At 69.2% G+C, this 24958-nt stretch carries 25 protein-coding genes and 1 tRNA gene; 22 read left to right on the forward strand and 4 right to left on the reverse strand.

Going from position 1 to position 24958, the window contains the following annotated elements; genetic code table 11:
• Positions 1-9 precede the first annotated feature (9 nt).
• The 10 genes from E4J16_RS09730 to E4J16_RS09770 all read left to right on the forward strand — a co-directional run bounded on the left by E4J16_RS09730 (position 10) and on the right by E4J16_RS09770 (position 8293).
• Positions 10-771, forward strand: a complete 762-nt coding sequence (locus tag E4J16_RS09730) for a phage tail family protein (RefSeq protein WP_136313877.1) — start codon at positions 10-12, stop codon at positions 769-771.
• On the forward strand, positions 771-4076 hold the full coding sequence (locus E4J16_RS09735; protein WP_136313878.1) for a phage tail protein: 3306 nt from the start codon (positions 771-773) through the stop codon (positions 4074-4076). Before E4J16_RS09730 ends, E4J16_RS09735 begins: the two co-directional genes overlap by 1 nt.
• A gap of 19 nt (positions 4077-4095) precedes the next feature.
• Entirely contained in the window at positions 4096-4692 is a 597-nt protein-coding gene (locus E4J16_RS09740; RefSeq protein ID WP_136313879.1) for a hypothetical protein, read from the forward strand.
• Positions 4689-5078, forward strand: coding sequence for a hypothetical protein (locus E4J16_RS09745; RefSeq protein WP_136313880.1), 390 nt, complete (start codon positions 4689-4691; stop codon positions 5076-5078). The genes E4J16_RS09740 and E4J16_RS09745 overlap by 4 nt, the downstream gene beginning before the upstream one ends.
• Before the next feature lie 221 nt (positions 5079-5299).
• Entirely contained in the window at positions 5300-5824 is a 525-nt protein-coding gene (locus tag E4J16_RS09750) for a hypothetical protein (protein WP_136313881.1), read from the forward strand.
• A gap of 9 nt (positions 5825-5833) precedes the next feature.
• Positions 5834-5980, forward strand: a complete 147-nt coding sequence (locus E4J16_RS15130; RefSeq protein WP_168708080.1) for a hypothetical protein — start codon at positions 5834-5836, stop codon at positions 5978-5980.
• A gap of 88 nt (positions 5981-6068) precedes the next feature.
• Entirely contained in the window at positions 6069-7094 is a 1026-nt protein-coding gene (locus tag E4J16_RS09755) for a GH25 family lysozyme (RefSeq protein ID WP_136313882.1), read from the forward strand.
• A 22-nt stretch (positions 7095-7116) separates the two neighbouring features.
• Complete coding sequence (locus tag E4J16_RS09760; RefSeq protein WP_136192453.1) at positions 7117-7479, forward strand: hypothetical protein; 363 nt, start codon at positions 7117-7119, stop codon at positions 7477-7479.
• 6 nt (positions 7480-7485) lie between these two features.
• Positions 7486-8022 (forward strand): hypothetical protein, encoded by a 537-nt coding sequence (locus tag E4J16_RS09765; RefSeq protein WP_136192454.1) that lies wholly within the window; start codon positions 7486-7488, stop codon positions 8020-8022.
• On the forward strand, positions 8006-8293 hold the full coding sequence (locus E4J16_RS09770) for a hypothetical protein (RefSeq protein WP_136192455.1): 288 nt from the start codon (positions 8006-8008) through the stop codon (positions 8291-8293). Before E4J16_RS09765 ends, E4J16_RS09770 begins: the two co-directional genes overlap by 17 nt.
• Before the next feature lie 62 nt (positions 8294-8355).
• Here the strand turns inward: E4J16_RS09770 and E4J16_RS15350 are convergent, their stop codons facing one another.
• From E4J16_RS15350 to E4J16_RS09785, 3 genes are all read right to left on the reverse strand, one after another.
• On the reverse strand, positions 8356-8772 hold the full coding sequence (locus E4J16_RS15350; RefSeq protein WP_204519791.1) for a helix-turn-helix domain-containing protein: 417 nt from the start codon (positions 8770-8772) through the stop codon (positions 8356-8358).
• Positions 8773-8858: 86 nt separating this feature from the next.
• Positions 8859-9065 (reverse strand): hypothetical protein, encoded by a 207-nt coding sequence (locus E4J16_RS09780; protein WP_136192456.1) that lies wholly within the window; start codon positions 9063-9065, stop codon positions 8859-8861.
• Positions 9066-9543: 478 nt separating this feature from the next.
• Entirely contained in the window at positions 9544-9828 is a 285-nt protein-coding gene (locus E4J16_RS09785) for a hypothetical protein (protein WP_136313883.1), read from the reverse strand.
• Between the two features lie 72 nt (positions 9829-9900).
• Here E4J16_RS09785 and orn point away from each other — a divergent pair, with 72 nt between their 5' ends.
• From orn to E4J16_RS09805, 4 genes are all read left to right on the forward strand, one after another.
• Entirely contained in the window at positions 9901-10521 is a 621-nt protein-coding gene (gene orn / locus E4J16_RS09790) for an oligoribonuclease (RefSeq protein ID WP_136314654.1), read from the forward strand.
• 304 nt (positions 10522-10825) lie between these two features.
• Positions 10826-10901, forward strand: a tRNA-His gene (locus E4J16_RS09795).
• A gap of 562 nt (positions 10902-11463) precedes the next feature.
• Entirely contained in the window at positions 11464-11988 is a 525-nt protein-coding gene (locus E4J16_RS09800) for a DUF488 domain-containing protein (RefSeq protein WP_275669542.1), read from the forward strand.
• Between the two features lie 65 nt (positions 11989-12053).
• Positions 12054-12917, forward strand: a complete 864-nt coding sequence (locus E4J16_RS09805) for a polysaccharide deacetylase family protein (RefSeq protein WP_136194515.1) — start codon at positions 12054-12056, stop codon at positions 12915-12917.
• Between the two features lie 46 nt (positions 12918-12963).
• Here the strand turns inward: E4J16_RS09805 and E4J16_RS09810 are convergent, their stop codons facing one another.
• Entirely contained in the window at positions 12964-14730 is a 1767-nt protein-coding gene (locus E4J16_RS09810; RefSeq protein ID WP_136313885.1) for an alpha-isopropylmalate synthase regulatory domain-containing protein, read from the reverse strand.
• Between the two features lie 189 nt (positions 14731-14919).
• Between E4J16_RS09810 and E4J16_RS09815 the strand changes: the two genes are divergently transcribed.
• From E4J16_RS09815 to E4J16_RS09850, 8 genes are all read left to right on the forward strand, one after another.
• Positions 14920-15690 carry a DUF6270 domain-containing protein gene (locus tag E4J16_RS09815; protein ID WP_136313886.1) on the forward strand — a complete coding sequence of 257 codons (771 nt, stop codon included), beginning with the start codon at positions 14920-14922 and terminating at the stop codon, positions 15688-15690.
• A gap of 166 nt (positions 15691-15856) precedes the next feature.
• Positions 15857-17029, forward strand: a complete 1173-nt coding sequence (gene wecB / locus E4J16_RS09820) for a non-hydrolyzing UDP-N-acetylglucosamine 2-epimerase (RefSeq protein ID WP_136314655.1) — start codon at positions 15857-15859, stop codon at positions 17027-17029.
• Entirely contained in the window at positions 17026-19044 is a 2019-nt protein-coding gene (locus E4J16_RS09825) for a polysaccharide biosynthesis protein (RefSeq protein WP_240038099.1), read from the forward strand. Before wecB ends, E4J16_RS09825 begins: the two co-directional genes overlap by 4 nt.
• Positions 19041-20078, forward strand: coding sequence for an MraY family glycosyltransferase (locus tag E4J16_RS09830; RefSeq protein WP_136313887.1), 1038 nt, complete (start codon positions 19041-19043; stop codon positions 20076-20078). The genes E4J16_RS09825 and E4J16_RS09830 overlap by 4 nt, the downstream gene beginning before the upstream one ends.
• A gap of 5 nt (positions 20079-20083) precedes the next feature.
• Positions 20084-21325: a glycosyltransferase family 4 protein gene (locus E4J16_RS09835; protein WP_136313888.1), complete on the forward strand. Its 1242-nt coding sequence runs from the start codon at positions 20084-20086 to the stop codon at positions 21323-21325.
• Positions 21318-23063, forward strand: a complete 1746-nt coding sequence (locus tag E4J16_RS09840) for a glycosyltransferase family 4 protein (RefSeq protein ID WP_240038100.1) — start codon at positions 21318-21320, stop codon at positions 23061-23063. Before E4J16_RS09835 ends, E4J16_RS09840 begins: the two co-directional genes overlap by 8 nt.
• 26 nt (positions 23064-23089) lie before the next feature.
• Positions 23090-23989: an ABC transporter permease gene (locus E4J16_RS09845; RefSeq protein WP_240038101.1), complete on the forward strand. Its 900-nt coding sequence runs from the start codon at positions 23090-23092 to the stop codon at positions 23987-23989.
• A complete protein-coding gene (locus tag E4J16_RS09850) occupies positions 23973-24884 on the forward strand; it encodes an ABC transporter ATP-binding protein (protein ID WP_136313890.1) in 912 nt (303 codons plus the stop codon). Before E4J16_RS09845 ends, E4J16_RS09850 begins: the two co-directional genes overlap by 17 nt.
• Positions 24885-24958 lie beyond the last annotated feature (74 nt).

The following is a 24958-nucleotide window of genomic DNA, read 5'->3' on the forward strand; positions in this document are numbered from 1 at the left end:
AGGCCACGGGTGAGCGAGTACCAGCTCGACGGTCAGGACCTCGACGACCCCCAGGGCCGCTGGCGCCTCACCAACACCACCACCCTGCCCAACTGGGGAGCACCCCGCCTCATCAACATCGAGGTACCCGGCCGCACCGGATTCCTCCCCACCGTGCCCACCTCTGCCGACCCAATCACCATCACCCTCGGCCTGCTCGTCACCGACTCCGACCACGGACGCTCGGGACTGGACGCCAACCTGCAAGCGCTTGCTGCCATAGTTCGGCGGCATGATCGGCTGCTGACACTTACGCACACACTGGAAGACGGGGCTGTCAGGGAGACACTGGTGCGATTGTCTGGCGCGATCGAGCCTGAGTTCTACCCTGCCGGTTCTGCTGCGGTCCTGACGGTGGTGCTGGAGGCTCCGTCAGGGCTGTGGTGGGACGTGGAGGAGACCGTGGCGCCCAGCACTGACCTGTCACCGCTCGACGGCGGGGCAATGCCGATCCCGGACGCAGTCCTGCGGGTACGGCCGTCCGCGCAGCGGGTCATCATCCAGGACGTGGCGAGCGGCGACACGCTCACCTGGGAAGGGTCGCTCGTCAGCAACGGCACCCTCACCATTGAGCCCGCCAAGTTCGCGGCAACCTGGTCCAACGGTACGGACACCACCAAGGGACTATCCCTGCCCGCCCACGGCTTCCACCTGACACCCGACTCGACCGGCCGCCATGCCCTGACCGTGCAGGGAGGCGTCGTCGAGGTGACCGCGCGGAGGTGCTTCTGATGGCCGCCGTCGACGTGCAGTGGCCCAGCGGCTGGGGCAGGGGCGCAGGATTCACCACCAGCGGCAGCACCGTCACCTACGACGGCAACCCCGCCAGCAATGCCCGCCGCCTTACCTCCCCCGTCCTCCGCCTGGACGAGGGGAGCTACATCGTCAGCTTCCAGTACACGGCCGAGGCGGACTGCTACCTGGAGTGCTACGCCTACTTCTACGAGGGCGACACGTACGTGCGCAGCGCCTGGTCCACGCGCGAGCGCATTTACGTGACAGCCACGTCAACCCCGACGACCGTCGAGTGGCAGGTGCCAGTCGCCTACCAGGGCTCCGAGACGGGCATGAAGATCATCATCCAGGCAATGGCCGGGGGCGTGAAGGGCACGATCCGTGCAGTCACTGCCCGCGAGGCGCCCGCCTGGGAGACGCCCTGGCGGTTCGCGTGGTGGCTGGACGGGGCCGGGTGGGTGCGGGACTCCGCCACCCAGGTCACCTACGACGGCACCGACTACGCGACTGCGGGTGCCGCCCAGCGGCGCCTCTACCCGCAGGTGATGCTGCCCGTCCCGGAGGGCCGGTACATCCTGACCATGGAGGTCAAGACCACCTCCGTGGAGAAGCCGTCGGCGACGGCCTACTACTTCAGCGCTGGCACGTACGCCATGACCCGCACGGCCAATGTCGCGCAGGTGCCGCCCCTGCCCGGCGGCGACACCTGGACCCGCTGGGATATCCCCTACGAAGTCGCCTACGCGTCCGGCGAGGGGTATGCCCGCCCGCTAGTGGTCCTCCCGGCCGGGGCAGTAGTCAGCATCCGGGCCGTGCGCATCCTCCGCACCGACATCCAGGACCCGCAGATCGCACTCGCCTGGACCGGTAACTGGTGGGTGAACGCGGAGACCACGAAGACTGCCTCCACCATCTCGTCGTCAACCGCGCAGACGACCGGCACCTACGGCCGGTGGGGCAGCAACACTAAGCCGTGGCCGGGGGGCCGCACCTACAGGTTCAGCGTGGTCGTGGAGGCGGATGCGGACGCCCCCGTGTCCATGTCCATGGGCGCCTACATCCTGACTACTGGCGGCGCCTACGCCCGGTCGATCTGGCCAGCAGGCAACAATAAGTCGGTGGAGCCCGGCCGCCGCCAGGTCCACAGCGTGGACGTAGTGGTGGACTATCGCCAGGGGGAGGGCAACCTCCAGCTCATCTCCTATCTCCGCCCGGGCGGCAGCACGCTCATCGTCCACCAGGCCATCGTCCAGGACATCACCGACCTTGCCGCGCCGACCGCACCGGCTGGCGTCCGGCGCCCGCAGATGCGGGCTGTCGCCTACAGCATCCTGGGGGACCGGATCGGGCAGCTGCCGGACGTGCTGTCGATGACGGCGACCCTGCCGCGCAACGACACGCCGACGCTGAGCCTCTCCTACGCGCCGGAGCCTGCCGCACGGGGCGACCTGGTGGAGCGGGACATCGAGATCGGTGTGGAGGTGTCCTGGGACGGCTATGCCTGGTTCGAGCCGCCGGGCTGTCGCTTCATCACCCTGTCCTCCAGCGGTAACCTCCTGGGGGACGGCACGGAGGCCCGCAACCTGGACGCCGTGCACATCTCCCACATGCTGGACGAGGCCCTGGTATGGGAGGCTCCCGCAGCGGCTCAGGATGCGGACGGCAAGTACAACTTCCTGTCCGTCTCGGCTGGGACCATCTTGCGCACGGTCTGGGACGCCGCCGTACGGCGCGGGTGGGGGCGGGGGCTCACTCTCGACTGCACCACCGCACGAGACAGTGCGGGGGCTGCTTGGACGACGGTGACCACCTTAGCGTTCGAGGTGTCCACGACTATCGGCTCCGTGCTGGGGGCTCTGACTGATCTCGGCATGTGTGATTGGCGGTGGGAAGGCCGAACGCTCCGCGTCTTCAATGCGGACACCGTGTTGGCCGGCGAGAGAGCCATCGTGTGGCCTCTGGCCGTGGGCACAACGTCGGCGCCGGAGTCTCGGTCGTGGCAGGATCTCGCCACCGATGTGATCGTCAAGGGAGAGGGCCACGCGTCCTGGACCTATCACAACGACGAGGCTCCTACGTCTCTGCGTCGTATTGAGCGTGTGGTAGAGGCTGGCGGCGTCGAGCTGGAGTCCACAGCCCGTCTCTCCGCCCAGGCCACGCTAAGAGCCGGGGCGACCACCGCAGAGGAGATCACGCGGGAGTGGAGCGCATTCGACGCGAAGTGGCTGCCGTTCGCCGACTACACGGTGGGCGACTGGATCCAGGTACAGCGTGCCAGTGGCAACGACAGGCTGCAGGTCGCCCAGGTGTCTCTCACCTGGGACGGTAATGGGCTAAGTGGTCACACGACGTTCGGCACCGTCCTGGCGGACAGCCTGTCCCGTCTGGCGAAGCGGGCAAAAGGCATCGTCGGGCTGGCGTCCACGGGCGGGAACTCGACCCGGCCGGCGGCGACCGCCGCGAAGCGCACCCCGGCAGTACCCGCCGGGCTGGTAGCTCGCACCACGGCCTGGACGACCTCGTACGGGTCCACGGTCGCCACGATGGACGCCACCTGGACTGCGGTCACCACCGACACGCGCGGTGTGGCGCTGGAGGGCATCGAGTACCAGCTGCGTGTTGCCCAGGTAAGCGGGCCGCCGCGTATTTGGTCTGTCGGATCGTCAACGGCGGGCTCCGTGGAGGGCCTGACGGCAGGTGAGCAGTACACGGTAGAGGTACGTGCCGTCGCCACCCAGGAGGGCACGTACTCGGCATGGTCGAGCCCCTACGGGTTCATCACTTCCACGGATGACACCCCGCCAGAGAGGCCCTCCAAGCCAGCAGCACGCAACTCCTTGTCAGTCCTGGTCGTCACGTGGGACGGGCGGGACTACAAGGGCGGCAACATGCCCGTCGATTTCTCCCACCTGGAGGTGTCCGTAGTCGCACCCGGCGCGACACCCCGGGCCACCTCCCGCACCTACATGCCGGAGGATCGGGAGGTGCGGATCACAGGCCTGGACTACAGCACGTGGGAGGTGCGGCTGAGGGCGTTCGACTTCGCGGGTAACGCCTCTGCGTGGTCCGACCCGGTGCAGGCGGAGCTTGAGCCCCTGGTGGATGCTGACGCGATTCAGGCGCAGCTGGACGCCATGCTGCCTGGTCTGGAGGAGAGGTCCGCGATCTACCAGCGGGCCGCCGCACTGGTGGCCTCCGGCACCGCCGTTGCCGACCGGCTGCCCCCGGACGAGGGCGTGCCCGGGGAGACGCTGTGGATCGCACCAGACGGCAAAGTTTGGCGCATGAAGACCCATTACTGATGACAGGAACGGAGAAACCATGGCGTTCACCGCGAAGACCTGGAAGGACTACCCGGCGGGCAAGACACCCATCACGGCCGGCGAATTGAACCGGATCGAGCAGGGCATCAAGACGGCCGACACGACCGCGAGCAACGCGGCCACGAAGGCGCAGCTGACCACCCTCCAGAACAGTCTGAACACCACGAACAGCTCCATTTCGGCGCTCAACGAGACGATTCTGGCAGGGAAGCCCGTCCTCGCGAAGTGGGATCTGACCGCCACCACCCTAGGCGCGAACTCGACGACCATCATCCCTGCTGGCGCGCCCGCTGCGCCCTGCACGCTGTCCGGTACGGGGTTTGTTGTGCCCGCCTCCGCCATGTTCGCGATCTGTACCGCATACGTGTACATCGGCACCGGCAACTCGGCGCGGGCATTCGTTGAGATCGTCAACTCCAGGAGCGACAACTACACGCTGGGCTCCAGCCAGATTCTGGCCCGCGCGACGGCATACGCCGAGGACCGCGCAACCCTCACCTGGATTGGCCTCCCCGATAGCGTCTACCAGGTACGCGCGTTCCGAACTACCGCCGGGTCCGCACTCGGCCAGATTCGAGTCCTGGTGTTCCCGTGACCGAGCAGTACATTCACTGGCCATCGTCGGCCCAGTACCCGGCCACGTCGGGGGCCGGGAACCAGCTGCACCCGACCTCCGACTATGCGGTCGCGGACACGGCGACCACCGTCCACTCGCTGAAGGGGTCCACCTGGGAGCGGGTGTCCGACGAGACGATGACCGCTATCGGCCAGGCGGTGGCAACCGTCATTGACTCCACGAACGTAGCCGCCGCCAGCGGCGACTTCGAGGTGTCCCTGGACCGCATTGCCCCGTCCGCCGAGTACACGCAGGCGAAGACGGAGGTCCTCCAGGAGGTCTGGGTCCAGGATTGTCACCGCCGAGCGGGGTACGTTCCTCCAGGTCACAACGGACATGCTGGAGGCCAACTCGATCACGGGTGACAAGTTCGCGGGCGGGGCGTTTGACGGCCAGGTCATGACCGGTGCGGTCGTCCGCACGGCCGCGTCCGGGGCGCGCGTCCAGCTTGACTCGACCGGCCTGCGGGCCTGGAACTCTGCCGGGGAGTTGACCGCCCAGATCCGGGGGCAGGCCGCAGAGATCATCGGCGGCACCATCACCGGCGCGACGATCCGCACGTCTGCGGGAGCCGAACCGCACGGAGATGACCCAGGAGAACGGCCTGCGCGTCATCCAGAGCTCCCGCGTCGTTGCGCAGCTAGCCTCCAGCGTCTCTAACGGGCTTGCCGTGTACAACTCCGCCGCTGGCAAGCTTGTGTCCGTCGCGAACTCAATATTCGGCGCCCAGTACAAGGAGCAGGAGTTCCCGGCTAATACGAACCCAACCTCTAGCGGGGCGTATACGTGGAACGTCACGTTCAATGCGGTGCCGTCCGGCAGGGGAATCTTTGTCGTCACCGGCGACATGCTCATGGGGGCGCAGTCCCCCGCTTGGGCGGGCCTGAACCTGTACAAGACGGATGACACGCGCATCGGCGGCAACTCGCTGATCTACAACGCCGCCGGATGGGGCGGGGCGTCGTTCTGCATCACTGCCATCGGAAGTGGGTTCGCGACAACGGGGACGTTCACCGTCAAGGCGCAGCTGCGTGCCGCAACGCCAGGACGCGGTGTCGCATTTACGCATTGGGCCCCACAGAAGATGGGCGTTCTGTTCATTCCCGCATAAGGAGGCCCTATGGAATCTCTGGTCAAGGCATACGCGGCTGAGCTCGCCGCGATGACTCACCGTGCGCTGTCTGCTGAGGCACGCGTGCAGGAGCTGGAGCGGCAGCTGGCAGAGCTGTCCACCGCTGGCGACACAGAGTCTGCGCAACCCCAGTAGCAGCCCCTCCCACAGTTTTCTCTTGGCTCCGACCGAAAGGGCGGAGCTTTTCTCATGCCCAGAACTCAACAGAGACAGGAGATGAGCTATGGCTCTGACCGGAATGGATATCGCCTCCTACCAGGCGTCCCTCAACCTGGCGAACGTCGGAGGCGATTTTGTCATCATCAAGGCGACCGAGGGGACGCGATACGTCAATCCTTACTGCGATAAGCACTATCAGCAGGCCAAGGCCGCCAACAAATTGCGGGGCGTCTACCATTTCGCCCGCAATCGCAGCAACAGCGCCGCTGCCGAGGCTCGGCACTTCGTCTCCAACATCAAGGGCTACATCCGTGATGCGGTGCTGGTATTGGACTGGGAGGACGGCTCCGGCGTAGCCGATGTCGCCTGGGCGAAGGCGTGGCTGGACACGGTCACGCAGCTGACCGGCGTGCGGCCACTGATCTACATGTCCGCCTCCCCGGCGTCCCAGTACGCCTGGGAGACGGTCGCCAAGGATTACGGCCTGTGGATTGCCGGGTACCCCACCTCCAAGGCCCGCGGCCTGGAAGCCCCCGACTGCCCCTACCGGCCCGGCCACAACTGGAAAGTCGCGATGTGGCAGTACACATCCTCCGGGCGTGTCAGCGGCTACGGCGGCAATCTGGACCTCAACGTCTTCTACGGCGACAAGGCGGCCTGGCTCAAGTACGCAGGTGCCACCGCCACTACGACCGCTGCTACGGCCTCGACGTCGACGGCTGCCGCCAAGCCGGCCGTCGCCAAAACCACTGCGGCCGCCGTGGACATAACCGGCATCCAGCGGGCGGTGCACACGACCGTAGACAACATCGTCGGCAAGCAGACGCGCACCGCCGTGTCCCTGGTCGCCCAGGCAAGCCGCTGGGGCGGCACCAAATTCCCGAACGGAGTCGCCGCCACACAGCGCGCCGTCGGCGCCACCCCGGACGGCATCTGGGGCCCCGCCTCCAAAACCGCCCACGACAACACCGTCAAGGCCATCCAGACGGCGCTCGGCAAGCTCGGCTACCGGCTCGACGTCGACGGCATCTGGGGGCCGGCCACCGAGAAGGCCGTCACCGACGCCCTCAACCGCGGCCGCCAGGCCTAACACCCCCAGGAGGAGAATCATCATGCTCGCCCTGCTCGACGGCACCCAACAGCTGACCGCATCCGCAATCGCCGGCCTGCTCTGGCCTCTCATCCAGGCGGTCCTCTACCGCGTGGAGTGGACCCCGCTGCGCTCGCGGCTGGTCGCGATCGGTGCGGCCGCGGTCTTGTCCGTGGTCATCTGGTGGGCCGGCGCCTACCCGGCCACATGGGAGATGCTCACCGCTCAGGCCGCGGTCGCTCTCGGCTGCATCCAGACCAGCTTCACCCTGCTGAAGCAGTGGGGTGTGCTGGATTGGCTCGGCGCGGTCACCCCCGGCGGGGAGAGCCGCGAGGCCTACCAGGCTCGGCACCGCGCCGACAACACGGGCACCGCCGGGGAGTGACCTACGATGCCTACGCCACTCGCCGTCCGGTCGGTGTGGGGCTCGCTCACTCCGCCGCGGGTGATATCCCTGCTCGCGGCCGCCACCTACGTGTGCCTGGGCGCCGCCGGGGCAGCGGTCCTGGCCCGCCCCGGCCCCACGCCGGCGGACGTGGGCATAGGGGCTGTCCTGATGATCCTGGGGGCGCTCGCGGCCGCGCCGGCGGCCTGGCGGGGCTGGTGGGGCGTGGAGGCTCCCGCCGCCGCACTCACGGTCCTCGGGATGGGGGCGGTCACCGCCCTGGGCCTCACCAGATCTCTCGTGGACGAGCGGTGGCCGTCATGGCACCTGTGGATCGCGCTCACGGTCGCCCTGCTCATCGGTCAGCGGGTCTTGCGGATCTGGGGCAGGTGGTGGGAGCCCGGCTGTGAGCCGCACACGCGCCTGCGCAGGGAGGAGACCCGCCTGTTGGCAGCCCGCACCATCGGCGCGGATATCCTCGCCGCCTACGACGACGTCGACGCGCCAGAGCGGGAGGAGTCCTCCCATGACCATCCGGCCTGACCTGATCGTCTCCGTCCTGGTCGCCGCCCTCGGATCCCCGCTGCTGCTGTCCCTGGCCCAGGCCGTGCGCAGGTCGTGGATGCAGCGCCGCGATATCGAGACCGAGGTTCAGCGCTGGCGTCGCCAGGCCGCCGCCTGGGAGACCACGTGCTGGGCCACCAGGGCGCTCGCCGTCCAGGCCGGGGTGCCTATCGACCGGCTTCCCCGCGGCCCGGGCGAGACATCAGCGACCGCCGCACACGATCCCCCGCCCGACCCGGGCGCCGGTTGACGCAGCACACCACGAGGGGCCGACCACCGCGTATTCGGTGGTCGGCCCCTCGTCTTCGTGTCTCAGCGGGCGAGCGCCCGGGCGGGGATGACCCACTCCCGCCCGATCTTCCGCCCCGGCAGCGTGCCCGCGCCCAGGCGCTCGCGGACTGCCTGGGGTGTCACGCCGAGTCTGCTGGCGGCCTCGGTGACGCCCACCAGGTCATCGTCTGAGCGGACGTCCTGGTCCGCGCGCCGGTCCCAGGCCGTGGTCGGTACGACCTCCAGGCCGATCATGCCGCCCAGGTGCTCCCCGAGCGCCCGGGCGGTGGTCAGAGCCTGCCCCAGCGTCTCCGCGCTGAGGGTGATCACGGCGTCCCAGGCGCCCTCCGCGAGGAGGGACGGGGATACGGCGGGGTGGTAGTCGCGCAGCGCTTCAACCAGGGCGTCGTCGACGTCGTCGCCCTTTGCGCGGATGGTGAGGGTCGCGTTGTACTCCATGCTCGGCTCCTGTCCTGGTGGGTGAGATGATGTGGGGACCTGGGGAGGTCGGAGGCACCACATCTGCCTCCGACCTCCCCAGCTCGTCAGCGGCGGGGCGGCCACTGGAAGCCATCGCGCTTGAGCGGGGCGAGCCCGTTGGCGAGGCTCCGGCGGTCCGAGGCCGTCCCCGAGAACGTGGTCAGGAGGCGACCGTCCTTGCCGACTCGGATGTGTCCGCGACGGGTCTCCTCGACGCTGTACCCGGCGGCCTTGAGCGCCTTGACGAGCTTCTTGAGGTCCTTGTCCATCATCTACCACCCCCTTTCGGTATGGCAAGAGCATAGCACCCTACCTTGCGCTAACGCAAGGTAAGGTGCTGCAGGGAGGAGGTGCACTGCCTCACCCCCGTCCGACGCACGCAGGCGACATTCGCAGCGGCTGCACCTATGGCTGCACCGAGGGCTGCACAAGGGGTCGCGTCACCCTCGTATTTCGGCACTATTGCGGCAACTACTCAGGTAGTATCGACACCCTCAGACACATTCTCAACGGCCTTCTAATCCGCAGGTTCCCGGTTCGAGTCCGGGCGGGGGCACCACCGGTGCGTGCGGCCCGGCCCCTACGTGCGCCGCATTGCCGTGCCGTACGTGCCGGTACCGGGCCCCAGGGCGAACGCAGCGCCACTGAACGCACGGTCGGACCCGCTCACCCTCATCGGGTGCCCTGGGAAAGGCCGACGACGCAGTTGAGCCGAGGCCACGGCTCACCGCGGGTTCACCGTCCCGCGAGCTACTCCTCGCCGTAGGCCTCCGCCTGGGCGATCGCGTCATTCAACTGGCGTTCCAGTTTCTTCAAGCGCCGCAGGTGTACAACCCAGCCACCCACGAGACAGGCAGTCAGGAGGAGGTTCACCACAGCCAGTGCCGCCGTCATGACGCCCGAACGGGCCAGCACCACCATCACGAGGGCCCAGATAACAACCAGTCCCCGCCACAACCTGTCGGCGCCTCGCTCGCGCTCGGCTTGATAGGCCAGCTTGTCCAACATCTCCGCAGTAACGCGCTGAACTGCCATGGGCCATGAGATACGCCAGCGCCCGAGCCACCGTTCGAACCGGGTCTAGACTCGGCGACCGTGAGTCGACAGATAACTACCGCCGATCCCCTGGTTTGGATCGACTGCGAGATGACGGGCCTGAACCTGGAGACGGACGCGCTGATCGAGGTGGCCGTGATCGTCACCGACTACGAGCTCAAGCCCCTGGGCAAGGGCATCGACGTCCTCATCAAGCCCCCGGCGGCCGCCCTGGAGCAGATGGGCGACTACGTGCGCGAGATGCACACCAGCTCCGGCCTGCTGGAGGAGCTCAAGGAGGGGCTGACGCTTCAAGAGGCCGGCCGCACGGTCCTGGACTATGTGAAGTCCCTGGTTCCGGAGGCCCGCACCGCGCAGCTCGCCGGCAACTCGGTGGGAACCGACAAGTCCTTCCTGGCCCGCGACATGCCCGAGCTCATCGACTACCTGCACTACCGGATCGTGGACGTCTCCTCCATCAAGGAGGTCGCCAAGCGCTGGTTCCCGCGCACCTTCTTCCACGCCCCGGACAAGCACGGCGGTCACCGCGCGCTGGCGGACATCCTGGAGTCGATCGACGAGCTGCGCTACTACCGGGCGGTGCTGTTCCCCAAGGGCGAGGGCCCCACGAGCGAGGAGTGCCAGGCGGCCGCGGCCGAGATCGTTGCGCACCCGACGGCGCAGCTGCTCTGACGACGTCGGCTCCCGGCTTCTCCGCCCGGCGGGCCGCGGCGCCCCGCACCATCAGGGCCAGCGCCCCGACGACGGCGCCCGCCCCCGACGCCTGCACTCACCGCCCTGCCCCGGCGCCTGCACTCACCGCCCTGCCCCGGCGCCTGCACTCACCGCCCTGCCCCGGCGCCCGCCCTCACTGCCCTGCCCCGGCGCCCGCCCTCACCGCCCTGCCCCGAGGGTGACGCAGTACACGGCGCACGGATTGGTGTAGCCGCAGGTGAGCCGATAAAGTACCGACTCGGTGCGACGCCGTCGCCCAATGGTGGCTGTAGCTCAGTCGGTAGAGCGCCTGGTTGTGGTCCAGGAGGTCGCGGGTTCAAGCCCCGTCAGCCACCCCATCAGTCTCCCCCCAGAGTTCCAACGGATGCGGGGGCCGATAGGTTCAGTGACGGTTCCACGGCACGTGCTCGGCCGCTATCCGCCATCGAAGTGCGACGATCATCCCATCGAAGGCACGCTCAGGCACTAGGGCGTTTTGTGCCAGTGGGTGTGATGGTCGGCGTGGTGTGTGGGATGGGGTGAGGCCTTTGGGGTATTACGCGTGGTGTGAGAACAGAGCGTGACACCACCTAAGGCCTGGGCTGATGAGTGTAGATGCTTGCGCCCGCCATGACCTGGCCGATGCCCAGTGGGGGCTGCCCACGCCTCGTTGGACCGCTCACGCCCCGATGGACCGCTGTAACCAGCGGCTACGGCGGTCCAACGGGGGCACAGGGGTCCAACCGGGGGACAGCGGTCCAACCGGCGGGGTCGACGGCCACGCACGCACACACCCAACCGCCCACCGCCACCCAAGCGCTAACACAACACGACCTAGGGCGTTACGCTGATAACAGCCGATTTGCCTAGGTCGTGGATGATCACCACAGCGGAGCTTGGAGGTAATCGTGACCGGACGTCTTGTCGGATGGGGGTACCAGGGAAGGACCCTGGACGATCTGGTGTCTGCGATGTGCAAGTACGTACGGGTCTACGCGCATGGTTGGCGTCCGCCTCACTCCTGTATCCCGCGTGAAGGGCTTCTCCAAGTCGAGGTTGCGCGATCGGCTCGAGGCCGAGGGCTTCGTCTATGAGCACCGGCCGGAACCTGGTAACCCGAAGGACAACCGACCCGGCTACGCCAACCCCGGCACGGATGAGGCCAACCGCACTCACTTACGCTACTTCGAGCAAGTCCTCGACTCGGCCAAGGGGACGGCGGCGATTGACTACTTGGCGACGCTCGTCGATGCGGGCGAGACCGTCTTCATCTTGTGCTTCGAGCACGACCAGCGCTGCTGCCACCGTGCCCAGGTCATCGACGCCGCACACCAGACATGTACGCCAACCACCAGCACACCGCACCCCCAGACGCGAAGAACTACTGAAGACCACCGAACTGCAGTCGGCAGGACGGCCGCCGCCGCATCTCCATCCCACGGATGAGGACAGGCCGTCCGGCGCCATGCAGCATTGGCTCAGCACGCGCCGTCGCCTGGAAAGGACCATCCGTGCACCGTAGAGAGTTCATGCTCATGCTCGCCGCGGGCACCGCCAGCGCCCTCGCCTCCTGCTCCGCTGGCTCGGGTACCGCGAGCACGCCGACGGGCGCATCCGCCATACCAACCGAGACGACGCCGACGCCCTCCCCTCCCACAACGCCGTCTCCGTCCCCCACCCCCTCGCGCAGCCCCCTGTGGCTCCAGGACGGTCCCCCGGCTCTGCCCGAGCCTCAAGCACCCGGCCCACTCATCACCGGCCTGCCCGACAGCGTCGGCAATGTCGTGGCGATCACCGTCGACGACGGTGCGGACGCCTCGGTGATCGACGCCTACCTCGACTTCGCCACCGACTCCGGAGTCCGACTCACCTTCTTCGTCACCGGCTCCTACCCGGGCTGGTCCGACTGCCGGGACAAGATGCTGCCGCTGGTTGAATCCGGCCAGGTGCAGCTGGGAAACCACACGTGGACGCATCCGGGACTGACCGAGCTCACAGAGTCGGGCATCATCTCCGAGTTGTCGCAGTGCGAGTCTCTGCTGAACACCAGCTTCGGCGTCACCGGCGCCCCGTTCATCCGGCCTCCGTTCGGCTACCGCAATGGCTGGACGGACTCGGTGTGCACGCAGTTGGGCTACTCCACGCAGGTCATGTGGTACGGCTCCTTCGGCGACTCGGGCCTGCTGACCCAGGAGGTGCTGTTGGGCGAGGCGCGCAAATGGCTGCTGGCCGAGCACATCGTGCTGGGCCACGCCAACGCACCCACGGTCACCCAGCTGTACGGCGAGATCATCGAGATCCTGCGCGAGCGGTCATTGCAGACCGTCACCCTTGATGACATCTACTTCGGCCCGGGCCACGACCGCCACGTGTGACCCGGCGCCCGGAGCCGTCCCAACCGGTCCCGGCGCCCGCCAACCGCTACCGCGGCTCGACGCCCCGGCGCAGCAGGCCGACGATGTGCCCGTCGATCAGCGCCTCCCAGGAGGCCTCCACCACGTCCGTGCCCACCCCGACCGTCGACCAGGTCTGCTCCCCGTCGGTGATGTCGATGAGTACGCGCACCACCGAGCGGGTGCCGCGCTCGGTGTCCAGGATGCGCACCTTATAGTCGGTCAGCTCGAAGTCGGCGGTCTCCGGGTAGACCTGCTCCAGCGCCGCGCACAGCGCGTGGTCCAGGGCGTTGACGGGACCGTTGCCCTCCCCCAGGACCGCGTATCGTCGTCCGCCGGCCCACAGCCGCACGGTCGCCTCCGTCTCAGTGACGGTGTCGCCCTCGGTGGACAGCAGCCGCTGCCCGGGCAGGGGGCGGGCCTGGATGGAGGCGCGCCAGGACTCGATGCGGAAGTACTCGGGCAGGTCGCCGCGGGCGCTGCGCAGTAGCAGCTCGAAGGAGCCGTCGGCGGCGTCGTAGGTGTAGCCGACGGCCTCGCGGGCCTTGACGGTCTCGGTGACCCGGGTGAGCAGTTCCCGGTCGCCGGCGGTGTCGATGCCGAACTCGCGGGCCTTGAGCTCGATGGAGGCGCGCCCGGCCATTTCCGAGACCAGCATGGTCATGGTGTTGCCCACGCGCTCGGGGTCGATGTGCTGGTACAGGTTCGGGTCCACGCGGATCGCGGAGGCGTGCAGGCCGGCCTTGTGCGCGAAGGCCTTCGCACCCACGTAGGGCAGACGCCCCGACGGCGGCCGGTTGACGATCTCGCCGACGTGCCGGGCGACCGCGGACAGCTCCGCCAGCCGCCGGGCGCGCTCGTCGGCGTCGCCGGGCAGCACCGTCCAGTCGGTCTTGAGCTCCAGGTCGGCGATCAGGGTGAGCAGGTTGGCATTGCCGGTGCGCTCGCCCAGCCCGTTGACACAGCCCTGCACCTGCCGGGCGCCGGCCTCGACCGCGGCCAGGGCCCCGGCGACGGCGACCCCCGAGTCATCGTGGGTGTGGATGCCGACGGTGCAGTCCCCGTGTCCGGCCCGCTCCAGGATCTCCCGCAGCCGGGCGACCCGTCGGCCGATCACGCCGGGCAGGGTGCCGCCGTTGGTGTCACAGGGAATGACGGCACTGGCGCCGGCCTGCGCCGCGGCCAGGGCGACGGCGAGCGGGTAGGGCAGGTCTGCTTTAGCGGCTGCCGGGCCGACGACGTCCGCGGCGTCACTGGCAAGCGCACCTGCCGCGGCCTGCCCGACCACGGCGGCCCCACCGGCCGCGCGCGCCTCGGCGTGGTCGACGCCGTCGAAGAAGTGCTCCAGGTCCACCATCACCTCACGGCCGGCGCCGACCAGCACCGCCACCGTGTCTCGCACCATGCGCAGGTTCTCCTCCAGGCTGGTGCGCAGCGCGCGCTCCACATGCACCGGATCGGACTTGGCGACGATGGTCACCACCGGCGCCCCCGCCTCCAGCAGCGCCCCCACCTGCGGGTCCTCCTCGGCGGCCACGCCCGCCTTGCAGGTGGAGCCGAAGGCCACCAGCCTGGCCGTGCCCAGCTTCAACTCGGTGCGGGCACGGGCGAAGAACTCGGTGTCCTTGGGGATGGCGCCGGGCCAGCCGGCCTCGATGTAGGCGACGCCGAGCTCGTCCAACAGGCGGGCGACGGCGAGCTTGTCCGCGACGGTGAAGGCGACGGACTGCTGCTGGGCGCCGTCACGCAGGGTGGTGTCATAGGCGGCGACGGCGTTGGGCGTGCCTGCGGGCATGTGGGGGTCCCCTTCTCCGGTGGCTGTTCACCGGAGAGTCTGTCACACACTGACACGGTGTCTGCTCCCTTGGCCGCCGCACTCTGAGAAGGTGCTCACCCGGCGGCGCCATTGCGTGGCGTGTACGGGAAGAGCCCGGTAGCGTCTAGGCACTGGTCCCGCCTGCCCGCTGACATGGAAGAAGAGCCGATGAGCGCCGTCCACGCTGCACGCACCGTCTCCGTGTTCGGCTCGTGCGTAAGCAGGGACACGGTTGAGGTGCTGCGCCGGCAGGGCTGGCGGGTCGGCGCGTACGTGGCGCGCCAGTCCCTGCTGTCGGCGGGATCACGCATTCCGGAGGGCACCCTCGACCTGAACAGGTTCGACTCCGCCTTCGTCAGGCGCGTGCATGCCGAGGACCTGGCCGGTGACCGCAGCTCTCGGCTTGCGGCCACGGCGGCGCGCACGGACGTGCTGCTGTGGGACATCGTTGATGAGCGCCTGGGGGTGCTGGAACTGCCCGACGGCAAGGTGCTCACCCGCACCACCGAGGGTCTGACCGCAGGACTGTATGACTCGTTGGCCGGCGCCCGCCTGCTGGAGTTCGGCTCGGATGAGCACTTCGAGCGGTGGGAGGCGACGCTGCCGGCGTGGCGGGCGGAGCTGGCCGAGCTGGGCCTGCTCGACCGGACGCTGCTGCTGCAGACGGCGTGGGCGATCGTGGATGAGGACGGGGAGAAGACCCCGACGTCGTGGGGCGTGGGCGCGCTGGAGGCGAACTGGTTCGCCCAGCGTTACTACCAGGCCGCAGCCAGGGCAACGGGGATACGCGTGCTGCACCTGCCGGACGAGCTGACCCTCGCGGGCACCCACCACACCTGGGGGCCGGCACCGTTCCACTACCAGGACGCGGCCTACACGTGGCTGGCGGACCGGATCAACCGCTTCGCGGCAGAGGTCTGCGCACCGAGCGGAGCCTGACGCCTTTCCCCGAGCCCGGCCCACCGCCTTGGTAACGTTCCGGCAGCGCGAGTAGATACGGTGCGGTAGAGGTTAGACCACACGCTATCCTTTGAAACGACTTTGTCAGAGAGTCCCCTCTCTGGCAGCAGAGTTCCCACTAGGAGTACCCGTGCCGAAGAACGTCATGGTCGTTTACGGCACACGTCCCGAGGCGATCAAACTGGCGCCGGTCATCCGGGGGCTGCGCGAGCACGCGCGACTGAATCCAGTCCTCGTCTCCACCGGACAGCACCGGGAGATGCTGGAGCAGGTCAGTGAGATCTTCGGGCTCGCCCCGGACCATGACATCGACGTCTTCGAGGCCGGGCAGAACCTGAACACGCTCAGCGCGAAGATCTTCGCCCGGCTGGACCCCGTGCTCGAACACGTCAGCCCGGACGCGGTCCTGGTGCAGGGTGATACGACGACAGTCGCCGCCGCCGCGCTGGCGGCCTTCTACCGGCGCGTGCCGGTGGTGCACCTGGAGGCGGGGCTGCGCTCCGGCGACCTCGCCTCCCCCTTCCCCGAGGAGGCCAACCGGCGGGTCACCACGCAGCTGACCGCGCTGCACCTGGCACCGACGCCGCGCTCGCGGGCGCACCTGCTGCGCGAGGGCGTGGACCCGGAAACCGTTGTGGTCACCGGAAACACGGTGATCGATGCGCTGCTGCGCGCCCGGAGCCGGAACACGCCTCCCGTCGACGCCCGCCTGCGCGAGGCCGTCGCCCAGCACCGCCCGCTCATACTGGTCACTGCCCACCGGCGTGAGAACTGGGGCGAGGCCATGGTGGAGGTCGGGCGCGCGCTGGCCCGCCTGGCCACCCGCTATCCGGAGCACCTGATCGTGCTGCCGGCGCACCGCAATCCGCTGGTGCGCGAGGCGCTGGAGCAGCATGCGGCGGGGGCGGACAACGTGCTGTTCACGGAGCCGTTGTCCTATGGGGAGTTCACGACCGTCATGGGGGCGGCGCAGATCGTGCTGACGGACTCCGGCGGCGTGCAGGAGGAGGCCCCGAGCCTCGGCAAGCCGGTGCTGGTGATGCGGGAGAACACTGAGCGCCCCGAAGGCGTGGACGCCGGCACCGTCCGCCTGGTCGGCACGGCTGAGGACCGCCTGGTGGCGGAGGTATCCGCCTTGCTCGACTCCCCCGACCTGTATCAGCAGATGGCTCACGCCGCCAACCCCTACGGCGACGGCCATGCCTCCGAGCGCGCGGTGGCGGCGATCGCCGCGCTGCTGGGAGTTGGCGAGCGCCTACCAGACTTCCGTCCCGTCGTATCACGTCCCACCGATCACCTGAGGTCAGTATCACTGTGAACGCCCTGAACTCGTCCCCCTCCTCGTCAGGATCGCAGCCGGAGGCCGTCTCCGCGGCCGGCGCCCAGCCCGATGCCGCCGCCCAGCCCGATGCCGGCGCCCAGCCCGATGCCGGCGCCCAGCCCGATGCCGCCGCCCCGCCAGATCTGCGTGAGTCCTGGCCGACGACGGACATCGGCGGCTCGCGCCTGCACCTGCCCCAGGGGTCGATCCCGGCCCTCGACTGCGCCATGTGGGTGCTGGCGATTGCACTGGTCGTGTCCCTGAACGTCGCCCCCGGCTCCCGGGAGCCGGGCAGCGCCGCCGTCGGCTTCATGATCCTGCTCCCGGTGGTGCTGCAACTGCTGGCATGGGTGCTGTTCCTGCGTGGCCGAGCCCGGTTCGCGACCAGCGACGAGATCCCGCAGATCCTGATCACCGACGTGCTGGTTGCGGCGGTCCTGGTGGCGGTGTCCGCCCTGTCCCAGGGGGCGCTGCTGCCGCTCGACGCGGCGGCGGTCTCCGGAGCGGTGGCGCTCACCCTGCACCTGGCGGCGCGGTGGCTCTTCCAGCGCTTCGTGGCGTGGCGGCACCGCCCGCAGGCGCACCGCACCCGGCGCACGATCGTGCTCGGTGCCGGCTACGGCGGGGTGCAGGCGATAAGCCTGATGCAGCAGGATCAGGAGGGTGTCTTCACGCCGGTGGGCATCTTGGACGACGACCCGTCCAAGCGCCACCTGCGCATCAGCGGCGTGCGCGTGCTCGGGCCGTGGGAGGCGCTCGGGCAAGTGGCCAACGAGACCCGCGCGGACCAGGTCCTGCTGGCGGTTCCCTCCGCCGGCCCGGACAAGGTCGACGAGGTCGTGGAGATGGCGCAGTCCCTCGGGCTGGAGATCCGCATCATGCCCTCCGTGACGGAGCTGGTCGACCGGGCGCCCTCATACCGCCCGGACGCCTCCCAGCTGCACTCGACCAATGTGTTCCGGCCCCCGCAGATCGCGGACCTGCTCGGGCGCCGCGAGATCGACACCGACGTCGATGCGATCGGCGCCTACCTCAGTGGCGAGCGGGTCCTGGTGACGGGTGCCGGCGGGTCGATCGGCTCCCAGCTGTGCCACGCCATTGCCCGCTACGAGCCGGACCGGCTGATCATGGTGGACCGGGACGACTCGGCCCTGCACGCGGTGCAGCTGTCGCTGGACGGCCAGGCCATGCTCGACTCCCCCGACCTGATTCTCGGCGACCTGCGCACCCCGGGGTTCATTCCGGCGCTGTTCGACGAGAACAGGCCGACCATCGTCTTCCACGCCGCCGCCCTCAAGCACGTGACCCTGACGGAGCGCTTCCCGGAGGAGGCGTTCCTGACGAATGTGGCCGCCACCCACGATCTGCTGATGGCGGCGGCGAGCCACGACGTGCGGCGCTTCATCAACATCTCCACGGACAAGGCCGCCGACCCGCAGTGCGTGCTCGGCTACTCCAAGCGGGTGGCGGAGCGGCTGACGGCGACGATCGGCCGCAGCCTGGCACCCGAGCGCCGCTTCATGTCGGTCCGCTTCGGGAATGTGCTGGGGTCGCGCGGTTCGGCGCTGCTGACATTCGCCTCTCAGCTGGAGCGCGGACTGCCGCTGACGATCACGGACCCGAGCATGGAGCGCTTCTTCATGAGTGTGGATGAGGCCTGCCAGCTGGTTCTGCAAGCGGGTGTGCTCGGCCGCTCGGGCGAGGTCCTGGTGCTGGACATGGGCAAGCCCCACAACATTGAGGAGATCGCGCGGCGCTTCGCCACCCTGATGGGGCACCCCGACGCCCAGGTCACCTACACGCGCGTGCGTCCGGGAGAGAAGCTCACCGAGGAGCTGTTCGGCCGGGGCGAGGAGGATGTGCGCCCCAATCACCCGCTGATCTCGCAGACCTCCGTTCCGCCGTTCCCGATGGAGAAGCTGGACGCGATCGCAGACCTGAGCGAACGCGCCCGTTGGGGTCAGCACGGTGCCCTGGTACGCCGCTGGATGGAAGCGGAGAGCGGGGCATGACACTTGCCCTCGTCCTCGGCTTCCTGGCCGCCGCGGCAGCAGCGGCGCTGGCCACGCCGGCGCTCATTCCGATGCTGCGCCGCGCCCAGGTTGTCGACATCCCGGTGGGCCGCTCGCTGCATTCGGCGCCGACGCCGCGCGGCGGCGGGCTGGCGGTAGTGCTCGGCGCGGTTGTGGTGATGGGGGTGGCGCCCCTGGTCGCCTGGCACCGGGTCGGGCTGACCCACCTGTCCACCCGCTTCAGCGTGATCATGCTGGGCTTGGTGACGATTCTGGCCTTCGCGATCGTGGGTCTGCTCGAGGACCTGTTCTCGCTGTCCACCCAGTCACGCCTGTGCATGCAACTGGCGGTGGGACTGCTGCTGGGCATTGCGGCCACGGCGCAGGCGGGGGCGAACCCGTGGGTGGCGGTGCCGGTGGCAGTGTGCGCGGCCGGCGTGGTCAACGCCACCAACTTCATGGACGGCGCGAACGGGCTGGCGTCAGGGCACGCGGTGGTGACCGGCCTGTGGTTCGTGGCGGTCTCCCTCCTGCACCCGGTTCCGGGACTGGGCTTCGTAATGATCGCGGTGTCCGGTGCCGCCGCCGGCTTCCTGCCCTTCAACGCGCCTCGCGCCCGCGTGTTCCTGGGAGACTCGGGCTCGTACGCGCTGGGTGGCGCCTGGGCCTTCGCCGCGACGATGTGCCTGGCCACCGGAGTGCCGACCAGCGCCGCGGTAGCACCCTTGCTGGTGCTGGTTGCCGACACCGGCTTCACCCTGATGATGCGAGTGCGCACCGGGCAGCGCTGGTACGAGCCACACAAGCTGCACGTATATCAGCGGCTGGTGACCTTCGGCTGGCCGCACTGGGCAGTTGCCCTACTGGTTGCCGGCACGGCCGCGCTCTGCTCGGCGCTGGCGTGGGCGGGTCTGGCAGTGAGCCGGCAGTCGTTCGCCTGGGGGCTGATTCTCGCCGTGTTGACCGGATACCTGTACCTGCCGCTGGCGGTCGGCGCCGGCGACCCGTTCCGCACGCTCCGGCCGGTGAGGTGAGTGCCATGAGGATCCTGCTGCTGACCCACTACTGGGCACCGGAGACGGGGGCGCCGCAGAAGCGCTGGAGCTGGCTCGCCCGCGGCCTGGTGGAGCGGGGGCATGAGCTGGCCGTGCTCACCCCGGCCCCGCACTACCCGGCCGGGCGCCTGCTCGACGCCGACCCGCGCCACGCGCCCGGCGCGGTTCACCGGGATGCCTCGGGCGCGATGATTCACCGCACCGCATTCCGCCCCTACGACGCCGGCCTGGGGGGCAGGGGCGCGGATCAGGCGGTGGCTGCGGCCGACGCCCTGCGGCTGGGGCTGCGGCGCTTCTCCGGTTCACGCCGCCCCGACGTCGTCGTCGGCTCGGTGCCCGGCCTGCCGACGCTGCCTGCGGCCCTGGCACTGGGACGTGCACTGCGGCGCCCGGTGGTTGCCGAGCTGCGTGACGCCTGGCCCGACATCCTGGACTCCGCCTCGAGCTGGGCCGGCGGGGACCGTCCCGGGGTGCGGCGTCGGGCGGTCAGGGCGGTACGCGGGGCGGTTCCGCCGGTGATCACCCGGCTGGAGCGCGACGCCGACGCCGTGGTGACCACCACGGACTCCTTCGCCGCGGCACTGCGTGAGCGGGGCCTGGACCGCGTGGTTACCGTGCGCAACACCGCGGCCGCCTCGGTGCCGGCGCCGCCGGTGCCGGTTGCGAGGGACGACGGCGCCCTGCACGTGCTGTACCTGGGCACGGTGGGCCGGGCGCAGGGGATGGTCGGCGCGGTACGGGCCGCCGCCGTGGCCGCCCGGCGGGGTGCTCCGGTGGTGCTCCGGATCGTCGGTGACGGCGCACAGGCCGTGGCCGTGCGTGAGGAGGCGCGTCGGCTGGGGGCCCCGGTGGAGGTCCTCGCCCCGGTGCCTGCGGATACTGTGCATGAGCAGTATGCGTGGGCGGACACGGTGCTGGTGTCCTTGCAGGACTGGCCGGCGATGGCGCTGACGGTCCCGTCCAAGCTGTACGAGGTAATGGCCACGGGCCGGCACGTCAGCGGTGCGGTTGCGGGTGAGGCCGCGGCGATTGTGCGCGCGGCGGGCGCGGGCGACGTCGTCGCCCCGCAGGATCCGGAGGCGCTGGCCGAATTGTGGACGGCGCTGGCCGCCGACCGCTCCCGCCTGTCCCCCACAGGCGGCATGGGCTGGCTGAGGACGCACGCCGACGGGCCCACCCTGGTGTCACGCTATGAGTCGCTCCTGGAAGGGGTTGCCGGTGCTTGATGCTCAACGCCTACGGAATCTGCGCCTGCTGGCGAATACGACCGCCCGGCACCTGGCAGAGGACCCGCTGCTGCTGGCGGTGCAGTCGGCCCGTCGGCTCCCGCCTGCGACGCGGGGCCGCCTGGCGCAGGCGGTGGGGGCCGGTGCGGGCCACGACTCGATGCGGCTGGCGCTGGGCGCCTTCCTCGCCGACCAGCCCGCCCAGGCGAGGCGGGCGCTGGAGACGGCGGAGCCGCGCACTGCGGCGGGCCGGAGGCTGGCGTTGGAGCTGGCGGTCCAGCTCGGCCGGGTCTCCCCCGACGCCGCAGCACTGCTGCCGCCGACTGTGCTAGCCCGGGAGCTGTGGTCCCGGGGACGGCTGCATGAGGCGGTGGCGGCGCTCGAAGGCGTGCGCGGAGCGCAGGCCCAGCGTGCGCGGCTGCGCTCACAGCTGGCAACGATGAGCCCGGGTTTCATGCTCCCGCCCGTGTCCCCGTCGCCCGCCTGGGCCGGACCGGACAAGGACGGTGCGGTGCGGGTACTGCACGTGCTAACCAATTCCTTCCCGGGTACCCAGTCCGGATACGCGGTGCGCTCGCATGCGGTGCTGGGCGCGCAGCGCAGTGCCGGGATCGAGGTGCGCGCGGTGACCCGGATCGGGTATCCGGTAACGGTGGGGCTGGTCGGTGCGGACGGCGAGGACGTGGTGGATGGGATCACCTACCGGCGGCTGCTGCCGCCCAGCCTGGCGCCGACGCCGGCGGCACGGCTGGTGCAGACGACCCGCCTGCTCGCGCATGAGGTGGAGGCGTTTCGCCCGCACGTGCTGCACACGACCACGAACTTCCAGAACGCGCTGGTTACGCGCGCCGTGGCCCAGTCCTACGGGCTGGCGTGGGTGTATGAGATGCGCGGGGTCCTGGAGCAGACCTGGGTGGCTTCCCGCCCGGTGGAGCAGCAGGAGCAGGCCCTGGCCTCGGAGCGCTTCGGCCTGCTGCACGACAAGGAGACCGAGATGGCGCTGGCGGCCGACGCCGTCGTCGTCCTCTCGGAGGTTCAGCGCGCGGATCTGATCGCTCGCGGAGTGCCGGAGGCCAGGATCCGGATCGTGCCGAACGCGGTTGATGACGCCGTGCTGTCGGTGCCGACTGTTGCGGGGGCCGACGCCCGGGCGGCGCTGGGGCTGCCACGCGAGGGCTTTTGGGTGGGCAGTGTCTCCTCCCTGGTGGAGTATGAGGGCTTCGACCTGCTGCTGGAGGCGGTTGCCCGATGCCGTGCGCAGGGTGTGGATGTGCGCTGCCTGCTGGTGGGCGACGGGGTGAGCCGTCCGGGGTTGGAGGCCCGGACGGCGCAGCTGGGGCTGGGTCCGGACACGTGCGTACTACCGGGGCGGGTGCCGCCGCGCGACGCCATCTCCTGGTACCAGGCGCTGGACCTGTTCTGCGTACCGCGCCGGGACACGCCCGTGTGCCGCTCGGTGACACCGATCAAGCCCTTCACCGCAATGGCACTGGGCCGCCAGGTACTGGTCTCCGACCTGCCGGCCCTGCGGGAAGTGGCTGCCCGCGGCACGGGGAGCCTGTTCCCCGCGGAAGACGTAGTGGCCCTGGCCACTGCGCTTGCCTCCGCGAGTCGTTCTGAGGATTCGGGCAATGTTGCCGTTCACGGGCACAATGGTGCCCGCACTGCCCCTGCCGACCTACCCACTTGGAGCCAGAACGGCTCGGTCTATGGCGCAATGTATGAGGAGTTGAGGTGAGCACACAGTCTCAGGAGCCGATGCCCATGACATGGCTTGATCACGCTTACGAGACCTACTACATGCGCAGTTCCCACGTAGTCTCCGACCGGCAGCTGCAGTCCCTGTCCCCCGTAGGGCTGCGACCGCCGTTGGGCAGGTACATCGCCCAACTGTGGCAGCGGCGGCACTTCATTTGGGCCGATGCCCGGGCCAAGGCGCTGGGCTCTCAGCGCGGCACTCTGCTCGGCAACGCCTGGCTGATCGTGAAGCCGATGCTGGACTCCCTCGTGTTCTTCATTATCTTCGGCATGGTGCTGCAGACCTCCAGGGGGATTGAGAACTTCATCGGCTACCTGATCATCGGCGTCACTCTCTTCCCTCCCCTGCAACGTTCCATCACCGGCGGGGCACTGGTGATCAGGAACGGCCGAAACATGATCCGGGGATTCTCCTTCCCCCGCGCGGTGCTCCCGATCTCCTACACGCTGCGCTCGGCCATCGACACGCTGCCGCCCATGGCGTCGGTGCTGATCCTGGTGATGGTCCTGCCCCCGCACGCCCTGCCCACGTGGCACTGGCTGCTGATAGTCCCCCTCTTTCTGCTGCAGTTCATGCTCGCCCTGGGGCTGACGTTCGTCGCCGCGCGTATCACCACCCTGCTGCCGGACATGCGCAACATCTGGCCGTTCCTCACTCAGTTCTGGTTCTACGGATCCGGCGTGTTCTTCTCATACGAGCGCTTCATCAACCACCCGAAGGTGCTCGCGTTCATGGATGTCAACCCCGGATACCTGCTACTGACCATGTACCGCAACTGCATCCTGTACAGCACCACGCCAGACCCACGATCCTGGGCACTGCTTGTTGCCTGGGCATGCGGCCTACTGATTGGCGGCTTCGTGTTCTTCTGGCAGAAGGAGGTGTCCTATGCCGTCGAGCGCTGACAATGCCAAGCACCCGATTGCTACAGACCCCACCGTAGTGGTCCGCGACGTGCACGTCCGCTACCGGTCCCCCTCCAGCGATGCCAGCGCCATGCGCGCCGTCTCCCCCGGCACACGCGCATTCCTGCGCGTAACGGGCCAGCGACCGAAGGTGACGGTGGACGCACTCAAGGGAGTCTCGCTGGTGGCGCGCGCCGGCGAGTCAATCGGGATCCTCGGCCGCAACGGCTCAGGCAAGTCCACGCTGCTGCGCATCATCGCGGGCCTGGAGACGCCGCGTGCCGGCACCGTCCGGGCCAGGTCCACCCCGGTACTGCTGGGAGTCAACGCCGCCCTGGTGCCGGATCTACCCGGGGAGCGGAACGTGCTGCTCGGGTGCCTGGCCATGGGGCTTTCGAAGGAGCGCGCTCAGGAGGTGCTGCCCGAGGTTGTGGAGTTGGCGGGTATCGGGAAGGCGATCTACCGCCCGATGAAGACCTACTCCTCCGGGATGGCCTCACGTCTGCGCTTCGCGATCGCTGCTGCGGCCAACCCCGACATCCTCCTGATCGACGAGGCGCTCAGCACGGGTGATGCCGCGTTCAAGGAGCGCAGTGAGCGGAAGATGACTGAGCTGCGTGAAGCCGCCGGCACGGTCTTCCTGGTCAGCCATGCCGCGCAGACGATTGAGGAGATGTGCTCGCGGGCGATCTGGCTTATGGAGGGCGAGATCATTGGTGACGGACCCGGCCCGGAGATCGCCCATGACTACCGCTGGTGGTCATGGAACATCACCAAGAACGAGCTCGCCAAGGCCGATGAGATCCTCGCGCGCTGCCGCCGGAAATGGGCGCCCAGAGAGCCCGTGATCTCCGATCCAGAGCTTTACAAGCGGCAAACGCGCCACGCCTCCTAGGCGCTTCCCCCGGTTGAGGGTGCACGGCGCGGAGGAGGCGGCTTGGGCGGTCGGCCGGGTTACCGGACCGACCG

It is taken from the genome of Actinomyces procaprae (genome assembly GCF_004798665.1).
GTDB classification, from domain to species: Bacteria; Actinomycetota; Actinomycetes; order Actinomycetales; family Actinomycetaceae; genus Actinomyces; species Actinomyces procaprae.